This window comes from Paenibacillus glycanilyticus, assembly GCF_030161375.1.
Taxonomy (GTDB): Bacteria; Bacillota; Bacilli; order Paenibacillales; family Paenibacillaceae; genus Pristimantibacillus; species Pristimantibacillus glycanilyticus_B.
Genome location: NZ_BSSQ01000018.1, coordinates 108,081 through 127,316 on the forward strand (window position 1 = coordinate 108,081; position 19,236 = coordinate 127,316).

Below are 19,236 nucleotides of genomic sequence, written 5' to 3' on the forward strand. Positions count from 1 at the left end.
ATGCCTTTGCCGGATAGGCCATCCTTATCTCTTGATGTCTGAATTAGTTGCCTTTCACAATGGCCGCGTCTTGCTCGGAAGCGAATTTCTCCGGATTAACCGCTTTGCCAAAGAGCGATTGGATCATATTCAGATGAGTCTCAGCCGCGTTAGCAGGCAATTGAACGTCTGCGAACAAGGTAATGCTGCTTGCTTTGTTTAGTTCGTTGAACAGGTCGATGTACAGTTGCGGCAATTGCAACGTGGACGTATCGATCTTCGTAGCCGGGATGACACCAGCGCCGGTTACGGATTGCTCGCCCCACTTCGTTACGAAGTATTGAACGAATGCTTTTGCTTCTTCTTTCACTTTCGAGTTTTCCGCTACGAACAAGCCTACGCCTGGACCGCCAACCCAGCTGTCCGCGTTGCCTTTGCCGCCTTCGACCGTCGGGAATTTGAAGAATCCAACGCTGTCGCGGAACGATTGCGGAATATCTTCATTTGTTGTGAAGTTAGGCAGGTCCCAAGTACCCATCAGATACATAGCCGCATTGCCATTTGTGAATTCGGATTTCGCTTCTTCGTTCGACAGGCCGTTAAAGCCTTTCACAAACGCGTTCGCGTCAACAAGCGATTGCACTTCGGATGCCGCTTGCTGAAGGCCCGGATCCGTGAATTTCGCCGTGCCTTTGATTGCGTTGGCTACTGTTTCTTGACCTGCGATACGGTCAGCCAGGTACATATACCAGAGCGAACCTGTCCAGCGGTCTTTGTTGCCAAGCGCGATTGGAGCCACGCCGTTATCGGACAACGTTTTCACGACTTGCTTGAATTGCTCGTAAGTAGTTGGAACTTCAAGATTGTACTTCTTGAATATCTCTTTGTTGTAGTAGATCGGAGCGATGTTGAACTCCAGCGGAAGCGCGTATGTCTTGCCTTCGATCGCATAAGCTTCCGTTGTGCCCGCTACGAATTTGCCGTTCAGCTCGCCGCTTAGCAGATCGTCAACCGGCGTGAACAGATTGCCGTCTACATAAGGCTTCAGGAAGCCCGCCGCCCAAGTTACGCCCACATCAGGGAGTTGATTGGAAGCCGAGAGTACCTTCAGTTTGTTTTTGTATTGCTCGTTATCCAGTACTTCTTGCTTGATTGTCACGTTAGGATGTTCATTCTGGTAGTCGGTAATGATCTGATTCACGATTTTGTTCTGTCCCGCGGATACGCCTTCCGGCCACAGATGCATGAAGTTGATCGTTACCTTCTTGTCGGAACCGCTTTCAGAGGAGGCCCCGTTAGAAGCCGTATTACCGCTATTTGTGCTGCTGCCGCTATTGTTGTTGCCGCATGCTGCTGTTACAACGGCCAGACAGAGAATAAGTGCCATGGTCATCGACTTGGATTTTTTGAACACGTTTACAACCCCTTTTTGACTGATGTGTTTGTGTTGCTGACTAAATTGTAACAGCGCTTTCACAGCAGCATAAGGTATTGGGAGTTGGGAAAAATACTACTTTTATTGGATCGTTTCTTCCGCATGCACGGCACCCTTTCGGTATTGTCCGGGGCTGACTCCCTCGTGCGACCGGAACACTTTGACGAAATATTTCGCCGTCTGGTAGCCTGCTTTCTCTGCAATTTCATTGATGGACAAGCGGGTATTCGTCAGCAGCTCCTTCGCTCTTTGCACCCGTCGTCTCGTTAAATAATCGCTGAAGGTCATGCCGGCCTGCTCTTTGAACAACACGCTGAAATAACTCGCGTTCATATGCAGATGATCGGCAATATCCCGCATCGTAATCGGCTCTTGCAGATGCTCGTCGAGATATAGAATCGCCTCTTTCACCTGTGCGCTATATTGGCTCTCCTGCTCGGAAGTTTCCAGCAGCTTCGTATCAACAAGCCGCTCCATCCGCTCGATCCGGTTCATCTCTTCTTCTTTGCGGAAGGCGAGCTCCACGGCTTCAACGAGCTTGGTTTTGTCCAGCGGCTTAAGCAAATAATCAATAACGCCAAATTGCAAAGCCTTATGGGCATAATCGAATTGAGGATGCCCGGAGATGACGATCACGACCGGAGGATGCGTCCTTGCTCTAAGCTTCTCCACCAGCTCCAGCCCGTTAATCTCGGGCATGCGGATATCGGTAATGACGAGATTCGCTTCGTTCCCATCCAACCATTCCAGCGCCTCCACGGCACTGGATGACGTTGTAATCCGGTACCGGCCGGCGGACCAGGACTCCAACACTTTGCGTACCCCTTCTCTCGTTCTTGGTTCATCGTCTACGATCAGTATCGTTTTCATTCTCCCTCGCCCCCATATTCAATCGGTATTTCAAAGGACATCTTTGTGCCCATGCCGGGCTCGCTCTGAATCTGTAAGCCTTCGGTCTCTTCCCCGTAATACAGCCTTAGTCTTCGGTCTACGTTGGAAATGCCTACGCCTGTCCCTTTGGCATCATGGACATGCCCCTGCTTCATTGCCGCATACAGCGACTGTACCTTATCGAGCGTCATGCCCGGACCGTTATCGATAACGGATATTCGCATATAGCCCGGCCGCTCTGTCTCCTCCATCAGGATTACGACTGAGCCTTGTCCGATCCGCTGCTCTACGCCATGCGAGATGGCATTCTCAATAAGCGGCTGGATCAATAGCTTCGGAATCGGAACACCGCGGAAGGTTTCGCTGCCTTCAATCTGCCACTTCAGCCGGTCGATCAGACGCATCTCCATAATTTGCAGATAACGCTGCGCATGCTCCAGCTCATCGGCCACCGTCACCCATTCATCGGAGTCGGCCCGGTTAATGACATAGCGGAACAATCCGGACATCGCAACTACAATCTGTGCAAGTTCTTCCTCATCCTTGTCCTCCAGCGCCCAATAAAGTGCCTCAAGCGTGTTGAACAGGAAATGCGGATTAATCTGCGCCTGGAGTGCCTTCAGCTCTGTACGGCTCTGGATGATCTCCTTCTCGTATACCACTTCGATCAGTTCATTCAAGTAAGCGACCATCTGGTTGTACGTATTGTTAAGCTCGTTAATCTCCAAGGTTGAAGAGCTGGCCGGAAGAGGTTTCAGCGAGCCGTATTTGGCGCCTCTCATTGCCTTGATCAGTTTAAGGATGGGACTTGTAATCATCGTCGACAGGATAAAAGTCAGGATAAGGAATAGTAGTCCGCCAACCAAGACCGACACTTCGATAGCGGTCCGCAGCACCGATAAGCCTTCAGCGGCATATTCAGCCGGTGTTAGAATCAGGACGCGCCAACCTGCCGCATCGAGCTGTTTTTGAATCGGAATATACGATTTGCCGTGCATCTTGATCGTCTTCCGGTCGGTCTGTTGAAGTACGTCCTGCGGAATATCCGCCGAGAAATTCGATGCGATAATTTGGCCGGAACCGTCAATCAGCCCCATTTCCTCTTTGCCGTCCGAGGAGGTATTCGAATCAATTAGCTCAAAATATTTTTTGTCAATTCGGACCAATAAATACCCGGCATTCGAAAAGGATTGGTCAATCAGACGGACCCTGCGGATGGCGGTAATCTGATTGGGAGCTTTCGGATCAATCCCGAACCATACCAGCTGTCCGGCCGCCCGGTCGGCTTCGCGGATCCACTCGTTAGGCACGCGGTTGTACAGACTGATGTCCGTCAGCGGAAACAACACCCGGAACCCGTTCGAATACAATTCGATAGACTGCACCCCGCTTACGTACGCCTGCTGCTTCCTTATTTCATGCTGCAGCACCTGCCGTTCCTCGAAGGTTAGCATTGTTCCGCCCGCTTCCTTCGCCATCAGATTCTGAATCGAGGCATTGGTAGCCACCTGCATTGTAAACGTATCCATTTGATGCAGCAGCACATCCATTTTGCCCGTCGCCTGAACCGCTGTCTGCTGAATATGCTTCTCGGCATTGTTGCGCAACAGCTCGGAGACTTGCCCATACGTAAAAAAACCAACCGAAACAAGTACCAGCAGCATAACAAGCATGAATCCAAGCAATATTTGATTGCGCAGCGTGTTCATTCGGTTAAACTGGAACAACTCGTACACCCCCGCCTCATATCTGTCCATTACTATACACAATCTGACTAAAAAAAAGAAAGCCCCTTCATTTGGGGCTTCTCTGATCGGGAGATAGGTTATTCAGCCGCTCTAATGCGGATGCGGCCTTAGGCCATCCGGCATAAAAGGCCAGATGCGTAATGACTTCCGTCAGTTCCTCCCTGGTGAGGCCGTTCTCCTGCGCCAACCGCAAGTGGTACGGAAGCTGCTCCGTCTGCCCGCTTGCTACCAGTGCTGCTACGGTAATCAAGCTTCGTTCGCGTAGCGACAACTCCTCTCTTCGCCATAAATCTCCGAACAACACCTCTTCGGAATAACGGGCAAAAGCCGTATCGCCATACGTTTCTTTAATGCGAGAAGTATCGATCGATTTATGCATGTCTGGATTCCCCCTTCGCCTGCTCCAGCATTTGGGCAATCCCGCCGCCGAAGGTCCAGTCCTCGAATTCCGTGCCAACCAGTACAACAAAGATATCCTCCGCCCTTACTCCGCACGCAGGCAAGAGCTCGGCAAGTCTGGCATAAAAGCCCCTTTTCTGCTCTTCCGTCCGGCCGGACTTCAAGGTAATTTGAATATAGAGCAGCCGATCTGTCCGGGATCCGTCAAGATAAGCCGGGTCGTAATAAAACTCGCTTTGTTTGTGGCCATGGAACACCTGGAAATAATCATCCTCCGGCACGCGGAAAAACTCGGTCAACGCCTGATGAATGGCTCGGCTAATCGAAGGCAGCTCCTCTTGTTTATATTGATCTTCCCTATAGCTGATTCGGATAAACGGCATCTGTCATCACTCCTTGATTAAGATGCTTTTATTGTATATCCGCATGCTTGATCTATATAATTGAATTAACTAAACAAGTTGTTCGATAATATCAATGGAGATGACAATCGTATGGATATGAAGGAGTTAACCGCCTTTCAAACTATCTTGAAAGAAGGCAGCTTCGCCAAAGCCGCAGCTAAGCTGAACTATGCGCAGTCTACGATTACGAACCAGATTCAAAGACTCGAGAAGGAGCTTGGATTCCAGTTGTTTCACCGGGGATGGGAAGCGAAGCTTACGCCAGCGGGTGAGTTATATGCCGCGGAGGTCGAACAGTTAATAGCCCATTGGCATTATGCGGCCGAGCGGGCAAAGGCGATTTCGCAGGAAGATGCGGGTACTCTCCGCGTAGGTTTTCTGGAGATGTTGGGGCAACAGGTGATGCCGCAGGTCATGCGGCGGTTCCATGAATCCAAACCCGGCGTAACCTGCCAGTTTGTCGTCGGAAATACGGATCAGCTGTCCGCCGCGCTTCGCCAAGGGGAGCTTGATTTTGCCGTCTGCGGCGAACCAGTTGAACTCTCTGACTTTCGGTTTGAGCCTTTGTACAAGGAGAGCATCGAATTCATTACGTCTGAGGATCATCCTCTTCAGCTTCAAGATGGTGACGTCCCGTTCAAAAGCTTGCTGCAATACCCGCTGTTCGTTGGAGGACCTACCTGCCTTTATTACTTGTATCTCTGGAAGTATTTGGCTAGATATGAGACAATGCCGTTACTGCATTCCGTTACTCAAATCTCAGCTATTCCGGCTTTTATCAGGGAGACTCCTTATGTCGGAGCTGTTCTCGGCTCAACCGCCTTGCCCCCGAGTATTAAGCCCATTGCAGTTGATTGGGATCACCCGGCTATTCCGGTTGGCGTGTTGACACTCCGAGACAACGCCTACCCAAGAGCTGCCCGCGAACGGTTTGTGGAATTGACCAAGGAAATCATCTATCCTTCTAGCGAGGTGTATTGAATCATGTCCATCGAGTACCGTATTCAAACTGCCGTAACCGCGGAGCAAGTGGCAAATGTCTTTCGAAGCTCCGGCATTAGACGTCCCGTGGATGATCTGCCCCGCATTCAGAAAATGATCGACAACGCGGATTTGATCCTCTCGGCTTGGGACGGCGAAGAGCTGGTCGGCATCGCCAGGGCCGTCACGGACTTCTCCTATTGCTGCTATCTGTCGGATTTGGCCGTAAGCCAAACCCATCAGCGGATGGGAATCGGCAAGGAGCTTGTGAACAGGCTGCAAGAGCATATTGGCGAAGAGGTCGCATTGCTTCTGTTGTCCGCTCCTTCGGCCATGGATTACTACCCGCAGATCGGCTTTGCCAAAGCCGAGAATGCTTTTCTCATTAAGCGGGCTCGTTAACTGCCAACAACATAATCACGAAAAAGAGCAACGACCTGCAATTGTGCAGGTCATTGCTCTTTATATTCGGTCTTAATCCAGCCAACCGTTTTTCTCCGCGATTCCAATCGCATCGATCCGGTTCTTGGCATCCAGCTTCTGAATCGCTTCAGACAAATAATTGCGCACCGTTCCCGCGGACAAAAACAGCTGGGAAGCAATATCGCCTGCGGGCAATCCTTCCCTTGCTAGGCGGAGCACTTCCCGTTCCCGCTCTGTGAGCGGATTCTCTGCTTCCCAGAATGACAGGGCTAGATCCGGGCTTACCGCCCGCTTCCCGGCGTTAACGTTCCGAAGGGCAGCAGACAGCTCATCAATCGGGGAATCCTTGAGCAGGAATCCTTTCACGCCCGCTTTCATCGCACGCTGGAAGTAACCCGCCCGCGAGAACGTGGTCAGAATAACGACGAGACAAGGATGCTTATCCGCCCAAAGCTTCTCCGCTACGTCAAGTCCCGTCATCTTCGGCATCTCGATGTCCATCACGCAAATATCCGGCTTCAGGCTGCGGATCATCTCGAGCGCCTCTTCTCCGTCTTCCGCTTGCCCAACAACTTCAATATCTTCTTCCAAATCCAGAAGGGCGCTTAACGCGCCGCGTAACATACCTTGATCTTCGGCTACCAGCACTCTCATGTTAGTTTGTTTCCCCCTTCTTCGATGACGAGCGTACTCTTGGCACGATAATCGTTAAGATGCTGCCGTTTCCTCTAGAGGATTGAAAATCAAGCTTGCCATCCACCAGATTCAATCGTTCCTGCATGCCCCGAAGCCCGTTGTGGGCGGGACCTTTATCGGCTTTCTCGCAGCCGACTCCATTATCGCGGATGACCAGCCTGTATTGGTCGGGCGTCATCGCCCAGTCAATGACGCATTGCCTTGCTTCGCTATGCTTGACCACATTTGTTACCGCTTCGCGCAAACACATTCCAAGCATGTTATCCATGAGTGGACTCAAGGAGGCGAAAGCTGGCTCGCCTTGGACTTTGATCATAATAAAAGCCGCTGCCAGAATCCGTTTGGCATTGGACAATTCTTCGCGCAGCGTCACCGTATTCATGCCCGTGACTAGTTCCCTGACCTGCTTGAGCGCCGCGCGCGAAGTGAGCTGGACATCCCGGATTTCCTGCTTGGCCCGTTCGGGATGATGAACGATCAGCTTTTCGGCGAGCTCGCTCTTGAGCGTAATCATGGTGAGGGTATGGCCCAGCGTATCGTGAAGCTCGCGGGATATCCGCTGGCGCTCTTCCTGCTTGGATAACCTCGAGATCTCATCATTGGCTAACTCCAGCTGAGTTCGAAGCACCTTCGACCGGCGTCCGATAAACATGACGAATGGCACCAATAATAACGCCACCATAACCGGCAACAAATCAAGCAAGCTACCTAGACGGTCCGTCGTTTCGGAATGCCAAAGCTCAAATCCGAACATCAGCAGTACGCCTGACACCGCAATGCCAATCTGCCGCAGATTGGGCAACATCCCGATCAGCGAAGCCGTAAAAAAGCCCATATAAATAAAATCTTGATCATAACGCCAGCTGAAATAAGCAATGATGAACAAATGGACGAGAACCGCCCAAATGCGCCATTTCTTGCTCATATGACCCGCGATATAGCTAACAATAAACAAGGCGATCAGCGGAAAGCCAACCCATTGTTCATCAGGCGGACGTTCTGCGAGCGCGGTAATCGGAAACAAGATATAGATCAGCCATAACAGCATAAAGAAAATGGGCGGCCCCCCCTCCGGAGGCCGCTTCATAATTAATCGACGCCATTCATGCAAGTTAGTTTGCATTACACCGCTTCCTGTTTTTTCATAATGTAAGACGAAATGGCGATGAACACCACCACATAACCGAGCAGTATGGCTACGCCGCCCCAATCCATCGACACGCCGGCAACCGCATCCCAAGCCCCTTGGCCAAGACGGTAGGTCGGCGTCAGATGGGCAATGGTCTTCATTGTGCTCGACATCGTATCGGTCGGGAACCACAAACCGCCCAATATGGACAGCCCCATATAGCATATCATGGAAAGAACTTGCACGAAGTCCGCGTTCTTAATCGATCCGATCAATGTGCCAAGGCCCATAAACGAGAAGCCGCCAATAAAGATAAACAACCCGCAGGTAATCCATGTCGAAGCGCTTAGGCTTACGTCCTTGAATACTCCGCCTACAACGAACATCACAATGATAATGGCAAGATTAATCACGGCTTGCGACAACACTTTGGACAAGACATACGACCAGGATGGCAATGGGGTTATTTTTAATAAAGACAACCAGCCTTGGCTCCGCTCTCTCGACAACCTCTGTGCGTAAGAAGTAAGACTCGCTCCCACAACACCGTATACGGTCATGGACATCAAATAATAGGCTTTCCAATCGACATTGCCAACTTGCACATTATCACCCACGGAATTGGTGAAGATAAAGTAGAACACAACCGGCATAATAAACGAGAAAATAACGAATCGGCGGTTGCGTACGGTACGCAGCAGCTCCGCTTTGCATTGGGCAAGCGTTGCTCTCATGCTTGTAGATTGATTCATGGTCAAATATCCCCCTTTAGTTGGTTGACTGGACAATGGCCTGGAACGCATCTTCAAGCCCGCCGCTCTGAATTTCAATATCTTTCATCTCGATACGCTGCTCAATAAGCGTTACGATCAGCCGGTCCGTGTCGCGGCTATGCAGCTTAACTCGCCGTCCGTTCCATTCCGCGTCGATCACGCCCGGCAGCGCCAGGAGCTGATCCGATGTTACTCCCGCGCCTGCCGTGAACGTAATTACCCGGCCCGTTGTCTCGGCTTTGATCTGGCTTGGCGAACCGTCTGCAACCACTTTGCCTTGATTAATAACAACGATGCGGTCTGCGAGGCTATCGGCCTCTTCCAAGTAGTGCGTCGTCAGAACGACGGTACGGCCTTTATCGGCCATCGAACGAATAGTATCCCAGAACATTTGACGGGATGTAACGTCCATGCCAACCGTTGGTTCGTCTAGGAAAATAATTTCCGGATCGCCAGCCGCGGCAAGCGCGAAGCCAAGGCGGCGTTGTTGTCCGCCGGACAAGGAGGCTGCCATTTTGTCCTTTTCCTTCTCGAGGCCGGAGATGCGGAGCAGCTCCTGCAAGGAAAGCGAATGGCTGTAATAGCTGCGGAACAAATCAATGGTTTCCGCTACCTTCAAATTATCGATGACGCTCACATCTTGCAGCATCGCGCCAATCCGGTCCCGAACCTTAATATCTTTCGGATCTCCGCCGAGCAGCTTGATCGTCCCCGACGTTGGAAGCTTCAGTCCCAGGATCATGGAGATGGTTGTTGTCTTGCCCGCTCCGTTAGGCCCGAGCAGCGCAATAACCGTGCCTTTCTCCACCTTCAGCGATAAGTTGTCTACCGCCTTTTTGCCCTGATAAACTTTCGAGACCTTATCCAGTTCAATGGCATAACTCATTGTCAACTTCACTCCCATTATCTATGATTGGATGATGTCTTACTCATCTGCCGCCCTGCCTCTTGCTTACCTACTTATCTTACCTTTTGCAAAACCGCGTTCCCACGCATGAACGTAATGTCTTTCAGATGACAAATGTCATATGTTCAACCTGATAAGTTACAATAGACAAACATACCTTGATTAAGGAGCTTACCGCCATGATAGATTTCATCTTTGAAACCCATCTTCAAGTAACGGATCTGGACCGTTCCATTGCCTTTTACAAGAAGCTGGGACTGACTTTAGCTTTACATAAACCCGAGCGAAGATCGGCTTTTTTCTATGTAGGAGAGCGTAGAGATCTGCTAGCGCTGAAGGAGTTGCCAAATGGCCACAAGCTGCAGCCTCGCCACTTTGCGTTTGGCGTGCAGCTTGACCAGTTGCTCGAAGCTTCGGATTGGCTGATCGAACGGGGAATCTACCCGCTTCCGGGCTTTGGCAGACAAGAGGCTCCTTCGGAGCCGTACGTCCATGCATGGATGCCGGCAGCAAGCGTCTATTTCAATGACCATGACGGCAATGAACTTGAGTTCATGGCCTGGCTGGACGATGCGCCGCAAATCCTCGACCACGTCCCAACCTTAAGCGAGTGGAATAAAATCAAAGGGCAGCAATAAATATCCTGCACTCTGTGCAACGTAGCGGTCAGCGAGGAGTGGCGAGGTTCCAGGGTACTGAGTTTTCCCTACCGGTTTCCTTCCCACTCTTCGTAAAACCGCTCTACGTATTGCTCCATATAAAGGTGGCGATCTTCGGCGATCCGTTTAGCCGCTTCCGTGTTGACCAAATCTTTAAGCTTCAGCAGCTTCTCGTGAAAATGGTTAATGGCCGTGCTTTTCCCGTTCCGGTATTCCTCGGCCGTCATCTCGCCACGCGGTGGGATAGCCGGGTCGTGGATCGGCGTGCCTTTCCAGCCCGCGTATACGAATGCCCTTGCTATTGAGATCGCGCCAATCGCATCAAGCCGGTCGGCATCCTGCACAACCTTCCCTTCCAGCGTGCGCATCGGCGGATTTGTCCCCGCGTTATAAGACATATTCGAGATAATATCCATCACATGGGCACGCGCGTCGTCATCTGCCAGATGCGTATCCAGCCAGGATTGGACCTTGTGCAATCCCGCTTCCTTGGACGGATTCAGCTTCTCGTCCGCCACGTCATGCAGCAATGCGGCAATCGTGCAAATAAACGCGTCTGCGCCTTCCTCCCGCGCTATTCTTCTCGCCATTTGGACTACCCTATGGATATGCCACCAATCATGGCCGCTGGCATCCTTCTCCATCTCGGATCGGCTGAACTGCTCAGCCGCATGGATGATGTTCTCTTTTTCAGCATCTGCTATTCTCATCATTACACCTCATAGTTAGTTAGATCGACTTTGTCTCTGCTTTCTCTGTTTCCGCCGCGTACTTGCGCAGCTTCACCATGCATACACCGATAACGGAAAAAAGCACCGTGACCCAAAAAGTAAACGCGCTTGGATGCTCGGTAGCCAATACCCACACCGGCCTCGAATTCGGATTCCACTCATTGCTTGCAAATTGCTCAAACCCGCCCGTTATGAAGAGCATCGCCCAAATCAAATAGACTTTTGCAATAACATAACCGGTGATGCAGCCAATAATTCCGCCGAAATAATAATAAGGCTTCACTTTGTCCGCCGCGTTGCCAATGAGACCGCCGTTATCCATCCTTTATTGTTCCTCCCCAAACGATGACGTTTTGCGCCCTGTCATTTTCTACCTATAATGTTATGCCACGTCCAACTCTAATCGCAAGACAAAAAAACTCCGCCCATTAAGACGGAGTTTCCCGCTTCCTTCTCTTCCAAACATGCATCATGCGAAGATCCCTATTTCTATAACACCTTTTCATAACAAAGGCTAGATTCGCTATCCGCGTATTCCCCAAAACGTTCAATCTCGTAATACCCTTTACTTGCGTAAAAATGCAGCGCCTCCGGCTGCGGAGCTCCCGCTTCAAGGCGCATAACCCGGCGGTTCATGGCGATTGCCTTATTTTCCAATGAGGCTAGCACCATGCCCGCAATACCCTGCCTCCGGTAATCCGGGTCTACATAAAACCGTTTCAATTCAACGGTTGTCTCATCCAGCGGGCGAATAGCGCCGCAACCGACAGCTACACCATCTATATAGGCAACCATAAATACCATTTCCCGTACTTTCGGATCTGTAAAATCAACCGTAAACACATCGTCCGGATTGGGATAACGCTCTGCCAAATCCTCATCCAGCTTCCGAATTAATCGATGTAAATCTTCATTGTCGTGGTCAATTTGAACAATCGTCCGTTCCATAAAAGTCTCCTCTTTTCCAGTCATTCCGTTATGCATCCTATTCTACCAAAAAAACAGGAGCCCATTCGGCCCCTGTTCCCTCTTATTTGCCGTTCAAATTCAGCGTTGGCGTCTGATCGAAGAAGTTCCACGGCTTAAGCATCGTGTATACCCACTCCGTTGGCATGATCGGCCATTCCTCGGCGCGCGCCACATGCGTTGTCCCCGTTGTCATCCAGACGACGTTGTCCGTGTTAACGATTGGTTCATTGTCCGAAGTGAATAATCCAAGCCCAGTGTCCGTCATCGCGCGGTTCGGATATTTGCCTTCCGGATAACGCTCGTTCTCGTAGTAACGGGTCACCCACAGCTGCTTGTCCATAAAGCTAACGCGGTTGAACAGCCACTCGTCTTCGCTGAAGTTCGCCCCTTTGGCGATTGGATGGGTTCCGCCTGCATAAGGGATGATCTGATAGGAGACCGGATTGCCCACTTTGTTTTCTTTATTGGTATTGGTAACGAGACGGATCGTGGAAGCATCGAACTTCTGAGCCGCTTCCTGCTCGGTTGGAACAATACGCGTCTCGGTCTGCATCGTGCTCTCGCGCGGGCCGCCTGCCGTGTTGTCCGCAACAACCGGATCAATCTCCATCAGGGAGTTTTGCTCGCCGTCCACGTCCATATCAAGACGGAAGTTATAAATATGCTGATGGGTTGTTCCGACGATGTTATGGTCAATCAGCGTACCGTATTTCGTATCGTCGGCAGCCGTATCATCATGCATCGTGCTGGACTCTACCCCTTTAACGGCTTCGATGCCGGTTGCGCCGGCGTTAATGCCGATGGTACCGTTTTGCGCAAATACCCAGTCGAAAATATAGTCATAGTTGCCAACCGTGCTGATCCAGCGTACAACAAGTTCGCGTCTTTCCGCGCTGACATTGTCCTGTCCCATTTCTTGATGTTTATATTCCGGACCTGCGTAACGCTCGAAGATCGCCATCGCATTCGGAATGTGATACGCCGCGCCCGTATAATCCGCAATTGTCGCATCCAGTAGCACCGAATTGTCCGGCACATCCTTGCCGCGGGCAAGAGAAGAGGTTAACGTTCCCATGCCGTATTCGCCCGAATCCAAATAAGCTTTGAAATACCAGCCTACATCGGGATCGCCATAAGGCACAATCATGCCGCCAAGCGAGCCTTCGTACATAATTTTGCGTTTCTTGCCTTGATCGTTATAGGTAACCGTCGACAGTATTGGACCTACGCGGGAGTCGAGACGCAGATGGAAGTCCCAGTTCTGCCAATGAATCGTGTTGCCGGTAATCGTATAGTTCTTGCCTTCCGGCTCCGTAATCTCAAGCGGCTTCGAAGGCGTAGCGGCCGTCATATTGCTGCCGTCATACGGCGTTGGCTTCATCGGCACCGGCACTACGCCGGCGTCCTCGATCTTGATAACCTTCTTCTGCTCCAGATCAACGACCGCAACCAGATTCTCGATCGGATGCGCCCAATAGTTGCCGTCTCCCGTGTTCAGGTAGGATACGACTTTCAGCAGACGTTTGTCCTGTTGCAACCCGTCTTTGCCATCGAAATAACCGACGGTCAGCGGAGTAGACACGACTTGCTTCACATCGTTAATGCCGCGTTTCTTCAAGACAGCCGCGTATTCCGGGCTTTCTTCAATCGCCTTCTGTACCGTGCCGAAATCATCGATCAGCAACATGCCATGCGCGCCTTCAATCGGCTGCCATGCGGTTACTTTTTTGGTTACAAGATCAACCGTTCCTTCAATGACCTGTTTGCCGTCGAGGATAACGACTGCCGCCGAGCGGTTCGCGGTTACCGATGTCCCGTCAAGCGCAAACTTCCATACTTGGTCCTTCGGCGGTGCCTTTAACGTAATTTCCGTAAAGCGGTAGTTATCTCCGAATTTCCCTGCCGCCTTCAGAATCGTAACCGTCTCCGCGATCTCCTCGGAAGTGAGCGGATTAAGCGGGTTTGGCTTTTTCTCCACTTGGAACGTCTGGTCGAGTCCAGATTGGAACACTTCGCTCACGAAATGATGAGATACATAAGCGAGGTTTTTCTTCATAATAACCGGCGCTTCCATCTCCAGACGTTTGCCGTTGATTAAGGCAATATTAGAATTCTGCTTTACTTTCACTATCGTACTATTCTTCGTAATCGTGATCGTTCCCGAGAAGTTGTCCCATTTGACGGTTGCTCCAAATTCCTCGAGTGTCGTGCGCAGCGGCACAAAATCCTCCGAGCCGCCATGCGCTTCAGCTGTAGGAGCTGATAACGGCGCTACACCCCCGCTTCCGAAAGCGACCGTTAATGCCGTGCCGATTGCTGCCGTTTTTTTGACAAGCGATGTTTTTTGTCTCTTCATCTGTTCGTCCTCCCCATTCTCTTGCGTCTTTCCTTAATGTTAGTTTAACTGACATAAATGACGGGGGTATTGTAAAAAACGGAACACACTCATATATGATGTTAGAAAATATAACTTAAGTGGATTGACGGAAGCGTAATCCCTTTGCTATTGTTGTACGCATATCAGGCTTCACAAGAGGAGCGGACTACGATTATGGAAGAGTTCATCAGCGGCATCCAATACGGCTTCGAATGGGAAACCTCCCGCTACACGGAACGGAAAGTGCATTATGGCGGACAACCTGTCGTCTACTATCAGTTCACTACGGATGCTGCCGAGCGGCTTGTACGCGTCGTGCCGGATGGCTGCGTTGACCTTCTGTTCTGCTGCGACCCCGTTTATCCCTCCGCTAGTGTGTGCGGCACCGTGTTGCAGGGCAAAGAACACTACTTCCTCCCTCACACCACTTACTTCGGAGTACGTCTGTCCGCGAGACTCAGCCTGCTGCTGCCTAATCTTCCTCTAAAAGAAGTGATAGACGTTCAAATTCCGTTTGAGGATTCTCTGGCCAATTACAAAGATATGGGCGCGATCATTGCGGAACGCCCCGGTTTTATCGAGCGAATAACCTGCTTCGAGAAATATGCGATGCCGATTCTGGCTGGCGATGCTAGATCCATCCCCATGATCGATTATTGCGTAACAGCGATGCAGCGTTCGAACGGAGGCGTGACCATCCGCGATCTGGCGCAGGACACCGGTTATTCCGATCGTTATATCCGCACGAAATTCGAACAATCTCTAGGCATATCCCCCAAGCTATACAATCGCATCATCCGGTTTCAGCGCGCGCTGGGCGGCATTACGCGGGGCGAATCTTCGCTGTCCGATGTCGCCATGGAAGGCGGTTATTTCGACCAGTCCCATTTCATGAAGGAATTCAAATCTTTCAGCCAACTTACGCCTATTCAGCTCCGCAACCATCGGAAGTCCTCCTCTTAACCTACCGGCTTGTTCACCGCGCTTCAACTCGTCCTGCCCCCTTCTACTCAACTATCTGCCGCATGATTTCCGCTTTACATCAATACGATTAGAGGTAAGATGGTTAAGACAACACATTACATCTTGAAAGGACCTCTGTTCCATGTCATCTACGCATACCCTTCATACACCGGCAACTCCGGCAGCCCAAAATTCGCTATCCAAAGGGTTGCTGCTTCTGATGGCGTTCACCGCGGGAATGACGGTTGCCAATCTTTATTACAACCAGCCTTTGCTTGCGGATATCGGCCGCACTTTCGGCGTTGCTCCCGATAAAGTCGGGATTGTCTCTACCTGTACGCAGGTCGGCTACGCGCTTGGCATGTTCCTGTTCGTGCCGCTGGGCGACATTAAGGAGCGCAAAGGACTTATCACCGTCCTCTTGTCCCTTGTTTGTCTTTCTCTTATCGGGACGGCTGCCGCTCAGAATCTCGCATGGATGTATATCGCAAGCTTTGCGGTTGGCATCACAACGGTGGTGCCTCAAATTCTGATCCCGCTTGCCGCTACGCTAGCCTCCCCAAGCGAACAAGGGAAAGCGGTAGGCACCGTCACAAGCGGCCTGCTGCTTGGCATCCTTCTTACGCGCACCGTCTCCGGCTTAATCGGCGGGACCTGGGGTTGGCGGTTCATGTACGCTCTTGCCGCTGCCGCGATGCTTGCGCTGCTCATCCTGCTGCGCGCCAAACTTCCCGTAACCCGTCCCTCCGCGGAGCTGCGTTACGGCGAGCTGCTCGCTTCCATGGGCAAGCTAGTCAACAAATACGCCACGCTTCGCGAGTCTGCTTTAATTGGCGCGGCCAATTTTGCGGCCTTCAGCATTTTCTGGACGGCATTATCGTTCTATGTGGAAGGTAAGCCGTATCATTACAGCAGCCAAATTGCAGGCTTGTTCGGACTCATCGGGGCCGCAGGCGCATTAGGCGCTCCGTTCGTTGGCAGGCTAGCCGACCGAATCCCCACCAAATGGATGATTGGCGCCATGGTGTCCTTGAACATCATCGCTTATCTGCTGTTTGGACTGCTTGGCAGCATGTTATGGGCGCTGATCCTTGGCGTCATCCTTCTGGACCTCGGCGTACAAGGCACGCAAGTGGCCAATCAGACGCGCATCTACGCGCTTGAACCTCCTGCCCGAAGCAGGCTTAACACCGTCCAAATGGTGACGACTTTTCTCGGCGGGGCAATCGGTTCCTCCGTCGGAAGTTACGCTTGGCATGAATGGGGCTGGACGGGCGTTTGCTTCGCAGGCGGCATCGTTGGCTTGTTCAGCTTCTCCGTGTGGCTTGTTCATCGTCTGAAAGCCTAAAAAAAAGCGCTGTAAAACCGTCATCAACGGCTTTACAGCGCTTGTTTATTTCATAACTTAGGAACGCATCCGTTCCACCGCATTTTTCCTGGCTCGCTTATACCTGACAGCCGGCCTTGCGCAAATGCGCCCCGCATACTGATCAAACACGCCAGCAAGCACATCGTGCTGGAACTGTTGCTTGGCTCGCTTGTAACCTTCGCGCACCAGTCGTTCGCGCAGCGGCGTATCGCTCGCGAGACGCACCACGGCATCCGTAATCTCCATAAGCGATTCTGGCTCTACAAGCAGTCCCGTCACTCCGTCAAGCACCGCTTCCGAGGCTCCTCCCGAACGTCCCGCAATGACCGGCACCCGGGCAGAAGCGGCTTCGAGGTATACGATCCCGAACCCTTCCGCATCGCCTTTCTCCAATTGCCGGCTTACCATAATGAACTGATTCGCCACGTTGTAATAATCATTCAGCTTCTCCGAGCCGCTAACACCGCCAACGAAGCGCACTCTCCCCGCAACGCCAACCGTCTCCGCCAACTTCTCCAGCCTGCCGCGGTCCGGTCCATCCCCAACAATCACATATACCGCATTCGGGATATGGCGGATAATAGCCGGCATAGCTTCAATGACGCGGTCATGCCCTTTGCGCGTAACGAGCCGTCCGACGGACATCAGCACATATTTCCCTTCCAGATCATGTTGCCTCAATAATGCTTCATCAGCCGGCTTTGATCGGAACAAGCTTTCGACTCCCGGATGAACAATGCCGATCCTGCTTGCTTGCACGCCATATTCTTCGACCAACCGACGCGTGAATTCACTGTTCGCGAGCACCCCGTCCGCCTGGCGCAAAATCAGCTTTACGATCTGGTTCAGACCGATAAAACGCCGAAACATCAGCATATCCATGCCATGGACCGAAATGATATAACGACGGCCACCGAATAATTTAAACAATAGTCCTATAAAGCCAATCAACACATAGCCGTAAACCGTCACTTCAGGCTCCTCCTTGCGAAGCGTCCGTCTTACCTGCCTGAACAAACGGCCCCAGCTCGTGACATCCGCGCGCTCTCCGCGCATGAATGATCCTCTTATCGTCCGATAAGACTGTTCTTTATCAAATGCCGCGTAATCCGAATCAGGATATACCGGTGCGATGACCGTCATCTCGTGTTTCGTATGTTTGGACAAATTGTAATAATAATTTTGCATGCCCCCGACACCCGGTGGAAAAACCCCTGCAACCAGCACGATCTTCCTACGTTTCATAAACCTTCTCCCCTCGCGTCAGATAATAGACGGCCCGAATAATCATCCAGAACAGCACCTCCGCCATGATGTTCCACAACCGGGCAATAACGGATATTTGGAGCGCCGTTTCCGTTCCCAGTTTCATAGCGAGGAAATAGACGAGGAAACCTTCCCTGACGCCAAGTCCGCCGGGCAAGGGGCTAACTAGACCAAGAAGCCACGATGTCGCAAACGTCCCCGCGGCATAAAACAAGCCGATATGTCCTTTGTCGAAGCTGTTCGTCAACAACCAGAAGGCGATTCCCATAATAAAATGGCTGCCGATAAAACAAGCGAGACAAATAAAAAACTGATTTCGCGTCAAGCTGACCTCAGAGCCGCCCATCTCTACGCCGCCAAACGACTTGGTCATCTTGCCGATCATCCGCTGCAGAAATTTCCACCGCGAAGCCCGCACAAACAGACCCTTAACCAGAGCAGTCAACGGAGTATAGAAGAAATAAATGAGCACAAATATGGCCACGAGAAGTAGTCCAATCCAGGCCGGAACAATATGCAGGCTAATAATCAGCATCAAAGCGTACACAAGCGCCGCCGCAACAAGCAAAATGTTCTCGTACACGATAGCCGCGAATTGGGCATCCAGCGGAACTCCCGCCTTTGTCGCCATGACAATCCGTCCGGCAACGTTCCAAATCCCTCCTGGAATATATTTACCAAATTGCGTTTCAATAAAGATTCGAAGTCCATTCAGCATCGGCAATCTCGTTCTGCTGCTGAATCGTTCGTCATCGGACATGGAGGCATTTACAATCAGCACCCAGATTCCCGCTTGAAGCATTAGAAAGATCGCAAATAAGAGCAAAGACAAATAAAACCGGCCGTTCGCGTGCACCAGAAAGGACGTAATATCCTCCAGCTTCAGCGGAATGTTGCGCACGATAAAGATCACAACAACGGCTAATACGGCAATCTTCAGTACCGTAGGCACCCACTTGCGGTACTCAGGCAACCATCAACACCTCCTGGGGGCAGTTAGCCATCTCCTTATTATAGGAAAGTTCTGTTAAGCGCACTTCATCTAGAATGCCGAGTTTGGTAAAATTTAATACCCCAATTCAGGCAAAAAGAAAAGGACCGGCTGCTCATGCATCCGGCCCTTCCATTCGATTTCAA

At 51.3% G+C, this 19,236-nt stretch carries 20 protein-coding genes; 5 read left to right on the forward strand and 15 right to left on the reverse strand.

Annotated features, from left to right (window positions below; genetic code table 11):
• Positions 1-43 precede the first annotated feature (43 nt).
• The 5 genes from QQK89_RS23045 to QQK89_RS23065 all read right to left on the reverse strand — a co-directional run bounded on the left by QQK89_RS23045 (position 44) and on the right by QQK89_RS23065 (position 4,835).
• Positions 44-1,393, reverse strand: a complete 1,350-nt coding sequence (locus tag QQK89_RS23045; protein ID WP_434481747.1) for an extracellular solute-binding protein — start codon at positions 1,391-1,393, stop codon at positions 44-46.
• 102 nt (positions 1,394-1,495) lie between these two features.
• Positions 1,496-2,284 carry a response regulator transcription factor gene (locus QQK89_RS23050; RefSeq protein ID WP_284241031.1) on the reverse strand — a complete coding sequence of 263 codons (789 nt, stop codon included), beginning with the start codon at positions 2,282-2,284 and terminating at the stop codon, positions 1,496-1,498.
• Complete coding sequence (locus QQK89_RS23055; protein WP_284241032.1) at positions 2,281-4,062, reverse strand: sensor histidine kinase; 1,782 nt, start codon at positions 4,060-4,062, stop codon at positions 2,281-2,283. The genes QQK89_RS23050 and QQK89_RS23055 overlap by 4 nt, the downstream gene beginning before the upstream one ends.
• 37 nt (positions 4,063-4,099) lie before the next feature.
• Positions 4,100-4,432, reverse strand: a complete 333-nt coding sequence (locus QQK89_RS23060; protein ID WP_284241033.1) for a carboxymuconolactone decarboxylase family protein — start codon at positions 4,430-4,432, stop codon at positions 4,100-4,102.
• Positions 4,425-4,835 (reverse strand): tautomerase family protein, encoded by a 411-nt coding sequence (locus QQK89_RS23065; protein ID WP_284241035.1) that lies wholly within the window; start codon positions 4,833-4,835, stop codon positions 4,425-4,427. Before QQK89_RS23065 ends, QQK89_RS23060 begins: the two co-directional genes overlap by 8 nt.
• A gap of 111 nt (positions 4,836-4,946) precedes the next feature.
• Between QQK89_RS23065 and QQK89_RS23070 the strand changes: the two genes are divergently transcribed.
• Together QQK89_RS23070 and QQK89_RS23075 are read left to right on the forward strand one after the other, a co-directional pair.
• The gene (locus QQK89_RS23070; protein ID WP_284241037.1) at positions 4,947-5,837 is read left to right on the forward strand and encodes a LysR family transcriptional regulator; all 891 of its coding nucleotides are present in this window, start codon (positions 4,947-4,949) and stop codon (positions 5,835-5,837) included.
• Positions 5,838-5,840: 3 nt separating this feature from the next.
• Positions 5,841-6,239 (forward strand): GNAT family N-acetyltransferase, encoded by a 399-nt coding sequence (locus QQK89_RS23075; protein WP_284241038.1) that lies wholly within the window; start codon positions 5,841-5,843, stop codon positions 6,237-6,239.
• Between the two features lie 72 nt (positions 6,240-6,311).
• Here the strand turns inward: QQK89_RS23075 and QQK89_RS23080 are convergent, their stop codons facing one another.
• From QQK89_RS23080 to QQK89_RS23095, 4 genes are read right to left on the reverse strand one after another with little or no spacing between them, the layout of a single operon-like run.
• A complete protein-coding gene (locus QQK89_RS23080; RefSeq protein WP_284241039.1) occupies positions 6,312-6,914 on the reverse strand; it encodes a response regulator transcription factor in 603 nt (200 codons plus the stop codon).
• Between the two features lies 1 nt (position 6,915).
• Complete coding sequence (locus tag QQK89_RS23085; protein ID WP_284241040.1) at positions 6,916-8,079, reverse strand: sensor histidine kinase; 1,164 nt, start codon at positions 8,077-8,079, stop codon at positions 6,916-6,918.
• Positions 8,079-8,837: an ABC transporter permease gene (locus QQK89_RS23090; protein WP_284241041.1), complete on the reverse strand. Its 759-nt coding sequence runs from the start codon at positions 8,835-8,837 to the stop codon at positions 8,079-8,081. The genes QQK89_RS23085 and QQK89_RS23090 overlap by 1 nt, the downstream gene beginning before the upstream one ends.
• Before the next feature lie 16 nt (positions 8,838-8,853).
• On the reverse strand, positions 8,854-9,744 hold the full coding sequence (locus tag QQK89_RS23095; protein ID WP_284241042.1) for an ABC transporter ATP-binding protein: 891 nt from the start codon (positions 9,742-9,744) through the stop codon (positions 8,854-8,856).
• Between the two features lie 200 nt (positions 9,745-9,944).
• On the opposite strand from QQK89_RS23095, the gene QQK89_RS23100 reads away from it, so the two are divergent.
• The gene (locus QQK89_RS23100) at positions 9,945-10,403 is read left to right on the forward strand and encodes a VOC family protein (RefSeq protein WP_284241043.1); all 459 of its coding nucleotides are present in this window, start codon (positions 9,945-9,947) and stop codon (positions 10,401-10,403) included.
• A 68-nt stretch (positions 10,404-10,471) separates the two neighbouring features.
• Here the strand turns inward: QQK89_RS23100 and QQK89_RS23105 are convergent, their stop codons facing one another.
• The 4 genes from QQK89_RS23105 to tynA form a co-directional block, all read right to left on the reverse strand.
• Entirely contained in the window at positions 10,472-11,137 is a 666-nt protein-coding gene (locus QQK89_RS23105; RefSeq protein WP_284241044.1) for an HD domain-containing protein, read from the reverse strand.
• Between the two features lie 16 nt (positions 11,138-11,153).
• A complete protein-coding gene (locus QQK89_RS23110) occupies positions 11,154-11,477 on the reverse strand; it encodes a hypothetical protein (RefSeq protein WP_284241045.1) in 324 nt (107 codons plus the stop codon).
• 167 nt (positions 11,478-11,644) lie between these two features.
• Positions 11,645-12,127 carry a GNAT family N-acetyltransferase gene (locus tag QQK89_RS23115; RefSeq protein ID WP_434481748.1) on the reverse strand — a complete coding sequence of 161 codons (483 nt, stop codon included), beginning with the start codon at positions 12,125-12,127 and terminating at the stop codon, positions 11,645-11,647.
• Between the two features lie 58 nt (positions 12,128-12,185).
• Entirely contained in the window at positions 12,186-14,480 is a 2,295-nt protein-coding gene (gene tynA / locus QQK89_RS23120; protein WP_284241046.1) for a primary-amine oxidase, read from the reverse strand.
• A gap of 195 nt (positions 14,481-14,675) precedes the next feature.
• On the opposite strand from tynA, the gene QQK89_RS23125 reads away from it, so the two are divergent.
• Both QQK89_RS23125 and QQK89_RS23130 read left to right on the forward strand, forming a co-directional pair.
• The gene (locus QQK89_RS23125) at positions 14,676-15,464 is read left to right on the forward strand and encodes a helix-turn-helix domain-containing protein (RefSeq protein WP_284241047.1); all 789 of its coding nucleotides are present in this window, start codon (positions 14,676-14,678) and stop codon (positions 15,462-15,464) included.
• A gap of 142 nt (positions 15,465-15,606) precedes the next feature.
• Positions 15,607-16,812 carry an MFS transporter gene (locus tag QQK89_RS23130; RefSeq protein ID WP_284241048.1) on the forward strand — a complete coding sequence of 402 codons (1,206 nt, stop codon included), beginning with the start codon at positions 15,607-15,609 and terminating at the stop codon, positions 16,810-16,812.
• A gap of 57 nt (positions 16,813-16,869) precedes the next feature.
• Here QQK89_RS23130 and QQK89_RS23135 read toward each other — a convergent pair whose 3' ends face one another.
• Positions 16,870-18,078: a glycosyltransferase family 4 protein gene (locus QQK89_RS23135; protein WP_284241049.1), complete on the reverse strand. Its 1,209-nt coding sequence runs from the start codon at positions 18,076-18,078 to the stop codon at positions 16,870-16,872.
• The gene (locus QQK89_RS23140) at positions 18,068-19,072 is read right to left on the reverse strand and encodes a lysylphosphatidylglycerol synthase transmembrane domain-containing protein (RefSeq protein ID WP_284241050.1); all 1,005 of its coding nucleotides are present in this window, start codon (positions 19,070-19,072) and stop codon (positions 18,068-18,070) included. Before QQK89_RS23140 ends, QQK89_RS23135 begins: the two co-directional genes overlap by 11 nt.
• Positions 19,073-19,236: the final 164 nt, after the last annotated feature.